The organism is uncultured Eudoraea sp. (genome assembly GCF_947258925.1).
In the GTDB taxonomy this organism is placed as follows: Bacteria; Bacteroidota; Bacteroidia; order Flavobacteriales; family Flavobacteriaceae; genus Eudoraea.
In genome coordinates, this window is sequence record NZ_CAMYKG010000058.1 from 1 (window position 1) to 7,876 (window position 7,876).

8 protein-coding genes are annotated in these 7,876 nt (G+C 39.3%); 4 read left to right on the plus strand and 4 right to left on the minus strand.

The genetic code is table 11. The features are described from left to right. The 3 genes from Q0X77_RS14760 to Q0X77_RS14770 form a co-directional block, all read right to left on the minus strand. Positions 1–1,166: SLC13 family permease (locus Q0X77_RS14760; protein WP_297798594.1), on the minus strand; the 1,166-nt coding region annotated here is incomplete at its 3' end. A gap of 176 nt (positions 1,167–1,342) precedes the next feature. After that, on the minus strand, positions 1,343–2,308 hold the full coding sequence (locus Q0X77_RS14765; protein ID WP_297798595.1) for an amidohydrolase family protein: 966 nt from the start codon (positions 2,306–2,308) through the stop codon (positions 1,343–1,345). A gap of 270 nt (positions 2,309–2,578) precedes the next feature. Beyond that, complete coding sequence (locus Q0X77_RS14770; RefSeq protein WP_297798596.1) at positions 2,579–2,923, minus strand: hypothetical protein; 345 nt, start codon at positions 2,921–2,923, stop codon at positions 2,579–2,581. 577 nt (positions 2,924–3,500) lie between these two features. On the opposite strand from Q0X77_RS14770, the gene Q0X77_RS15415 reads away from it, so the two are divergent. The 4 genes from Q0X77_RS15415 (at position 3,501) to Q0X77_RS14785 (ending at position 6,920) form a co-directional block, all read left to right on the plus strand. Beyond that, positions 3,501–3,647: an SDR family oxidoreductase gene (locus tag Q0X77_RS15415; RefSeq protein WP_366939246.1), complete on the plus strand. Its 147-nt coding sequence runs from the start codon at positions 3,501–3,503 to the stop codon at positions 3,645–3,647. A 35-nt stretch (positions 3,648–3,682) separates the two neighbouring features. Beyond that, positions 3,683–4,723, plus strand: coding sequence for a sugar kinase (locus tag Q0X77_RS14775; protein WP_297798597.1), 1,041 nt, complete (start codon positions 3,683–3,685; stop codon positions 4,721–4,723). Between the two features lie 17 nt (positions 4,724–4,740). Continuing rightward, on the plus strand, positions 4,741–5,409 hold the full coding sequence (locus Q0X77_RS14780) for a bifunctional 4-hydroxy-2-oxoglutarate aldolase/2-dehydro-3-deoxy-phosphogluconate aldolase (protein WP_297798598.1): 669 nt from the start codon (positions 4,741–4,743) through the stop codon (positions 5,407–5,409). 194 nt (positions 5,410–5,603) lie between these two features. Next, positions 5,604–6,920 (plus strand): Gfo/Idh/MocA family oxidoreductase, encoded by a 1,317-nt coding sequence (locus tag Q0X77_RS14785; protein ID WP_297798599.1) that lies wholly within the window; start codon positions 5,604–5,606, stop codon positions 6,918–6,920. Between the two features lie 218 nt (positions 6,921–7,138). On the opposite strand, the gene Q0X77_RS14790 is transcribed toward Q0X77_RS14785, so the two are convergent. Continuing rightward, positions 7,139–7,504: a hypothetical protein gene (locus Q0X77_RS14790; RefSeq protein ID WP_297798600.1), complete on the minus strand. Its 366-nt coding sequence runs from the start codon at positions 7,502–7,504 to the stop codon at positions 7,139–7,141. Positions 7,505–7,876: the final 372 nt, after the last annotated feature.

Below are 7,876 nucleotides of genomic sequence, written 5' to 3' on the forward strand. Positions count from 1 at the left end.
TCAGTTATGGTACTGGCATGATATAAAATGGTATCGCTAATGAGTCCGTCTTCCATTAAAATGGTAACACCGCGGGCGATACCAACAATAAATGCAACACTAAGTAATTCAGCCGCCCCTTTTGCAAAGGCTTCCACAAAAACACTTTCTTTGATTTTTCCAATAATACCAATAAGGATTGCGCCCACAAGAAATGTGGATGTCATTTCCACAAACCACCAATCCAAAAATGACACCCCAATGATCATCACGATAAAACACAATGAAAATACGGTGATGATGAGTCTCAGTCTGTTTGTGAATTTTATGGTTGTATTCACATCATGTATTCCAAACAGCTTCTCTTGGGCTTCTTTTTGGTCAAAAATAAGAGACCTGGATGGATCATTTTTTACACGTTTCGCATATCGAAGAATATAAACAATAGTAATGGTCAGGCATACAATCAACATAATTATGCGATTGTTAAGGCCTGTTGTCCAGTTTATTCCCGCCGCATCTGAAGCAATAATTGTTGCAAACGGATTTGTAGTAGAACACATTGACCCAATTCCAGAGCCCAGGAAAATACAGGCAAGTCCAACCATTCCATCATATTTTGCAGCGAGGAACACAGGAATTAAAATAGGGTAGAAGGCCATAGTTTCCTCAGCAAGGCCAAAGGTTGTACCTCCGGCTGCAATAAGTGTGGTTACTACAACGATTAAAATAAACTCTCTGCCTTTTAAAATTTTTGCCAACCAGGAAATTCCGGCATCAAAAGCACCCGTGAGATTCATAATCCCAATTAAGCCACCTATAATAAGGATTAAAAAAATGATGTCTGCCGCTGCGATTATACCTTTTACAGGGGATTTCACCAGGGCGGCAAGCCCTTGAGGTCTTGAATCCAGTTCTTTATAGGTATCAGGAATACCAATGGGCTTATAGATATCTCCACTGGTAAATTTTTGAATAGGAATTTTAATGTTGAGGTTTTCGAGGGTTTCCCTGGTGGCGGGCAGCTCAGTGCTTACTTCTAAACTCGTTTTGGTAAAGGTGTTACTGGAAGCATTGTAAGCCAGGCTATCATACTTTCCTGCAGGAACCAACCAGGTTAAAATAGTAACAAATATGGCAATAAGGATTAGAATGGTCTGGGCCGTTGGAAATTTTAGTTTTTTCATTAATAAGTTCAATTGCCAATTCTTGGTTAGTGCAAAAGCATTATAACGGTCTCGCGTATGGCCTACGCTGTGCTATTGCGGATCACAGCTATCACAAAAAATTATTTGATTTGAAGATAATGATTTTTTGTGTTTATGAGAAGGTGGGTGCTATACGCGGTATTATGGGTTGAATATCAATTGCCTTTATGCTTTTTTATCTCACTTTCTGAAAGTCCTAAAAACTCAGCGGCATTGTCGTAGAAAATATCTTCCTTTTGACTCCATGTCAGAAAATCGGCATTGTTAACTGTCTCAATACCTGCGCTAATAACATCGGGCCATACCATTTGATCGGTTCCATACATAATTCGATTTCCAAAACCTGCATCGATAAGAGATTTCAGGTAATTATTAAACTCTTCCTGTGGCAGGATCCAGTTTGTAACAGCGATATCTACATATACATTGGGATGTGCGTACATCAAAGCTTTAACATCTTCAATATAAGGCCATCCTCCATGCATTATGTAAAGTTTTAAATTTGGGTATTCAACCAGCGCTTTTTCCAATTGCAATGGGTTTGCATTGTACGTTCTCATTCCACCCAGCATTTCGGGCATCAGGTGTATTCCATAATTTGGTCCACCGGGGAAAATGTGGAATCCCACCGGGATCTCCAATTCTTCCGCTAATTCAAAGTAGGGCATTTGAGAAGGGTCATCGGCTAAAATGCCGGCATAAAAGGGAGACATTTCAGCAATTGCCTGAAGTTTTCCTGACCCATGTTTTTCCCTGAGTGTTGCCAGCTCTTCTTCTGAATGAGCAATCAGGACTATATCCGGATTTTCCTCATGCCATGCATCTCCATTTGTAACGATGGCTTTAACAATGTTATGTTCACGAAACTTTGAAATTGTCGCCTTTTGGTGTTCATCAACATTTTTCGCACCCTGATATGTTTCCCCTCGCAGAGTGGGTGGATGAGTTAACCCAAATTGTCCACCATTTTGAGTGTATGCATGAATATGCATGTCAATTATTGGACCAGAGTACTTTTCGGAATATTCACTTTCAGTAGAAACAACTTTGTCCTTCGATTCATTATTACATGAGGTGATTAGTAGAACAATTGCAAGAAGAGTTTTGATCTGTGATTTCATAATAAGGTTTGTGTTCCCCACAACGGTCGTGTAAAATAGTTAGTTACGGGTTATGTGTTATTTTTCGTTTGAGCAAGTACGTACGCAATGCCATGTGGATTCGTTTAAGCCTGTAATGACTGCAGTCGAAAGGAATATGAATCTGTTGTTATTGAGGTTATACATTGTTGGTTCCTTTATTGCTTCAGTTAGACATGTTGATTAAGTTACTCATATATACAATTTTCCATTTCTCATTTGGTTTTTTCCAAATCCGAGATACCGTTTCTCTTAAGGTGTCACCTTAGCACCTATGTACAGAAGTGTTACAAAGTCATATCCAATATTCTTTTCTAATAATTTTTGTTCATTATAAGTCTTAATAACTATCTTTTTTGGCAAATGTGGTCCGAATTTTACCATATCATCATACGTCCAAATTTTTTCATTTTCCCACATTTGAATGTTGCTGTCGATTCCCGCCAGAATTTCTTCAATATTTTCAGCGCCTTCCATATAAGTTGTTTGGTAAGTACGCGCCATTTTTTCGAATTCTTTCTGATCTTCGGCGGTAAAGGTTTTGTCCGAATTACATGATAAAAAAGAAATGGTAAGAATTAGATAGAAATATTTCATTACTTATTTTTAATGGTTACCCACGATTGGATATAGATTTCAACAATAAATCTTATATATATACTAAGATAACAAATCCTCTGTTTTTATACATGATCTAATAGCTACATAGGTCTGGATTTCCCGGGCTTTGGAGGATCTGTGACATAAAGGATATTTATAAGCCGAAATTCTTCAACAAAATGCCTCGCCATTAACATGCTTACAGCTAGAGAAAAGAAAAGTATGTTTTAGAAGTTCACCTATTTTATGTAACAAGTTTTACGGATCGTTTACAACCAAGAATCCACTGCATTTATACTGTTTTTTTATCTATTCTTATATGTGGCAGGAATTAAAATCTTTATCTGCATTTAACTCATTTAGATAAAATATTTAATATTGTTGATGATTATTGAGAACTATTGAATAGCATCTTGAAATAAACATGGAAATATTGTAAGTTGTCAGGACATATAAATCTTATGCTGATTATTCCTTTTAGGATTAAAATTATGCCCTTAGTAAAAAGCTTTTTTGGGGATTGATCGACACAAAATACCATGACGATTTTACCTAAGATGAAGTCAGAATTAAGTTGGTCGCAGGAACGCCATTGAGGCTGGTAGGTAGCGCAGAAGAAATAGCAGACTTAGTAGTGTATTTGGCCTCAGAAGAATCTTCTTTTATACCCGGCAATAATGTAGATATTAATGACGGTTTAGCTTTTAGTCAGAAAAGGTAGGATTTAGAATAATAGTAGATAATAATGTAAAGCGAATGGAAAAAGTAGTAACCTTTGGAGAAATAATGCTGCGCCTGGCACCTCCGGGATTTTTGCGATTTTCGCAGACCACCAATTTTGATGTAATTTATGGTGGTGGCGAATCGAACGTTGCCGTATCATTGGCAAATTATGGTGTTCCGGTTGAATTTGTAACCCGCCTTCCGGATAATGATATTGGTAAATGTGCCATGATGGAGATGCGGAAAAGGGGTGTTGGTGTTGATAAAATCATATATGGTGGCGACCGCCTGGGAATCTATTTTTTGGAAACAGGTGCAGTGTCCCGCGGTAGTAAAGTGGTTTATGACAGATCGCATTCGGCAATGGCCGAAATTGAAAAAGGAATGATCGACTGGAAAAAAGTTTTCAAAGATGTGAAATGGTTTCATTGGACGGGGATTACCCCTGCTATTTCACAAGGTGCGGCAGATGCTTGTTTAGAAGCTGTTAAGGCGGCAAGTGAAAGTGGGGTGACCATATCTACGGATTTGAACTATCGTGCTAAATTATGGAGATACGGAGGTGATCGTGAAGCTATTATGACCGAGCTCACTTCATATTGCGATATAATTCTGGGGAATGAAGAAGATGCGGAAAAACATTTTGGTATAAAACCCGAAGGCTTGGATATTACCACCCAGGGGGAGCATGTTAAGGCGGAAGCTTTTTTGTCTGTTTGTAAACAGATGATGAAAAAATTTCCAAAGGCTAATAAAGTAATTACTACCTTAAGGGGCTCACTTTCTGCATCGCACAATACATGGGCAGGAGTACTTTACGATGGAAAGAAAATGTATGAATCCAGACAATATCAGATAACACATATTGTAGATAGAGTGGGAGGTGGTGATTCTTTTATGGGTGGATTAATCTACGGCCTGCTTAAATATCCCAATGATGACCAGACTGCTTTGAACTTTGCGGTGGCAGCTTCGTGCTTAAAACATACGATAAAAGGTGATGCCAACATGGTCACTGTGGAGGAAGTACAGAAATTAATGGGTGGTGATGCCTCGGGAAGGGTATCACGCTAAAGTATAAATAACTTAGGATGGCTCAATATTCAAGATTGGAAGTTGCTTCGGTAATGAGGGAAACCGGAATGGTACCTTTATTTTACCATCCCGATGTAGAACTGGGAAAAAAAGTACTCAAGGCCTGTTATGATGGAGGCGCACGTCTGATGGAATTTACAGCGCGAGGTGATTTTGCCTTTGAAGTATTTTCAGATTTAAACAAATATGTCTTAAAAGAATTACCGGGCATGATTATGGGGGTAGGCTCAGTCACAGATGGAGCAGCCGCCTCTATGTTTGTGCAAATGGGAGCAAATTTTATTGTGACTCCTACCCTGCGGGAAGATATCGCTTTGGTCTGCAACCGCAGGAAAGTGCTCTGGTCACCCGGGTGCGGATCTCTTACTGAGATTAACAGGGCCGAAGAACTGGGCTGTGAGATTGTTAAACTATTTCCCGGATCAACTTACGGCCCGGACTTTGTCAAAGCAATCAGGGGACCTCAACCCTGGACATCCATTATGCCTACAGGAGGTGTTAGTACGGAAGAGTCTAACCTGAAGGCCTGGTTCGATGCCGGTGTTACCTGTGTGGGAATGGGCTCGAAATTAATCAGTAAAAGTGTTTTGGTAAATGAAGATTATACAGGCTTGGAAAAGAGCGTGAAAGAGACCTTGGCATTGATAAAAAAGCTGCGAAGTTAGTCAGACAGGATAAGTTGATTCAAGCTTTCCAGTCCCCGTATCCTTCTTGTAAATCGTGGTGCTGATCCTGGCGTTTGGCCCCGGCATTTTTGCTATTGTTACGGGAAGTTTGCAAAAGCCTGATGAAGGTTTTTATCAAAACTCAATTATTATTATTTAAAAAAACCGTACTTTAAAAAACCAAAATCGTTCAAATGAGTAGAAGAAAATTTATCAAAAATTTAAGTGCGGCCTCCCTTGCCACAGCCGTTCCTTTAAGCCGGGTTTCGGCCAAAAACCCAATTAAAGATAGCGAAGTGGTGAATGTTGGCCTCATTGGTGTTAGAGGGATGGGATGGGCAAACCTCAGTTCTTTTCTTAAAAACAAGGGAACAGCATGTATTGCACTTTGCGATGTGGACAGCGATTTGTTGGAAAAACGCGCAAAGGAAATAGAATCAAAAACAGGTCAACGCCCAAAAACTTTTAATGACCATCGTAAATTTTTAAAAATTAAAGAAATGGATGCCGTTATTATCGGTACTCCGGATCATTGGCACTGTATTCAGATGATCGATGCCTGTGCGGCGGGAAAAGATGTATATGTAGAGAAACCAATAGCCAATAGTATTCATGAGGCAGATTTGATGGTAAAAGCAGCACGGAGGTACAATAGGGTTGTGCAGGTAGGCCAATGGCAAAGAAGCGACCCCCATTGGCATTCGGCCTTTGAATATTTGGATACCGGTGCCCTGGGCAAGATACGGCAGGTGAAAGCCTGGGCAGATGTAAATTACGGCCGTGGTTTTGATGTGGTAGAAGATACTGATCCTCCCCAGGGAGTGGACTACAACAGATGGTTGGGGCCGGCTCCGGAAAGACCATTTAATAAAAATAGATTTCATGGTTCTTTTAGGTATTTCTGGGATTATGCCGGGGGCCTTATGACCGACTGGGGAGTTCATATGCTGGATATGGTTTTGCTTGGCATGAATGCCACTGCGCCGAAATCTGTAGTAGCCATTGGTGGTAAAATTGCTTTTCCCAACAATGCAGCAGAAACTCCGGATACGCTGACTACAGTCTATGATTTTGGGAATTTCAGTTTAATTTGGGAACAATTTATGGGCATGGGCACATCCCCGTATTTGGAGGAATCTGGTGAACCTGGAGTGGCTTTTATTGGCGAGAATGGCATTTTGGCCATCAACAGGGCAAGCTGGAAAGTGTTACCCCTTCAGCATAATGATAAATACTTAACAGAGGTATTACCACCTCGAAAGAGCCGGGCTAGCGGTTTGGATGCCCACACTGCAAATTTCCTGGAATGCATTAAAAATCGAAAAGATCCCAATTGTACTATCGAAATGGGAAGAAATGCCGCTCTGGTAGCCCATTTAGGGAATATCGCCTACAGAACTGGTAAAAAGCTGCAATGGAACGATGTGGAGGGAATAGTCTCAAATGCATCTGAAGCCAATGCTTACCTAAAACCGAATTATCGGCCGCCATGGCAATTGTGGGAGGGGTAGGTGTTTTTGTTGAAAACAGAATAGCTGTAAGGATAATACCCAAAGGATTTCCAGAAATTGAGTATTGAATTTTGAATTTGGTGATTCCTTTTTCCATACTATAGGGCGTCTTGGAGTTAAGAATTAGTGAAGCCCTGTAAATAATTTAACTAAAGTGAGCGGCTTTTAAAATGTTTCATTTTATAAAACAAATAGTGAAAAAGTGCCTTCTCTGTTGGTTAGTTTTCTTTAGGCAAGCAAAGAAAATGAATAGTAAGTAAGCGTTCGGCGGGAATTTCCGGATTCCTGAGCTCGCGAGTCACACGCGAATATCTTGAAAAAAGAAAAGTAAGCTTAAAAAGATTATTGTAAGGTTCTCCATCCCTTTGCAGTAAATCTCCACTGACTATCATCAAGAATAAATTTAGATGTTTCGGATTTGTCTTCCCTGTATTTACCACCACATTAGTTTCCTGAATTATTGAAAAGTTGGAAATGCTGGCATCAGTTGAAGCAACCATTATTATTGATGAACCAATTGTTATTATAATAAGAGCTTCAGAGTTTCCTTTGAATGTTAGGGATATAGAGGGCTTGTGCGCCATGCAAGTCTTAAAGGAAGACACGAATATAAAGGTGAAAAAGGTGCTTTTAAACCAAAGGGGCTATATTTGTATACGTATAATCTAGTGGTCAGGATTGGAGCCCAAGTGGATTTAGCGATGTACAATTTCGACTTTAGTTATACAATTAAAATCACAATGCTAAAAAAAAAGGCAAGGACAAATACTGACAAAATGAATTTAAGTAAGCATTCATTTTTTAAATTTTAGCATGCTTTATACAGAATGAAAAATACAAATGGCTGATATAAAAATAAACAAAAACAACACTTTTCCATTTTATTGGAAAATTTTCAAAGAATCTATCAGTCAATTCACAAGTGATAATATATTAACCCAGTCTGCCGCACTTTC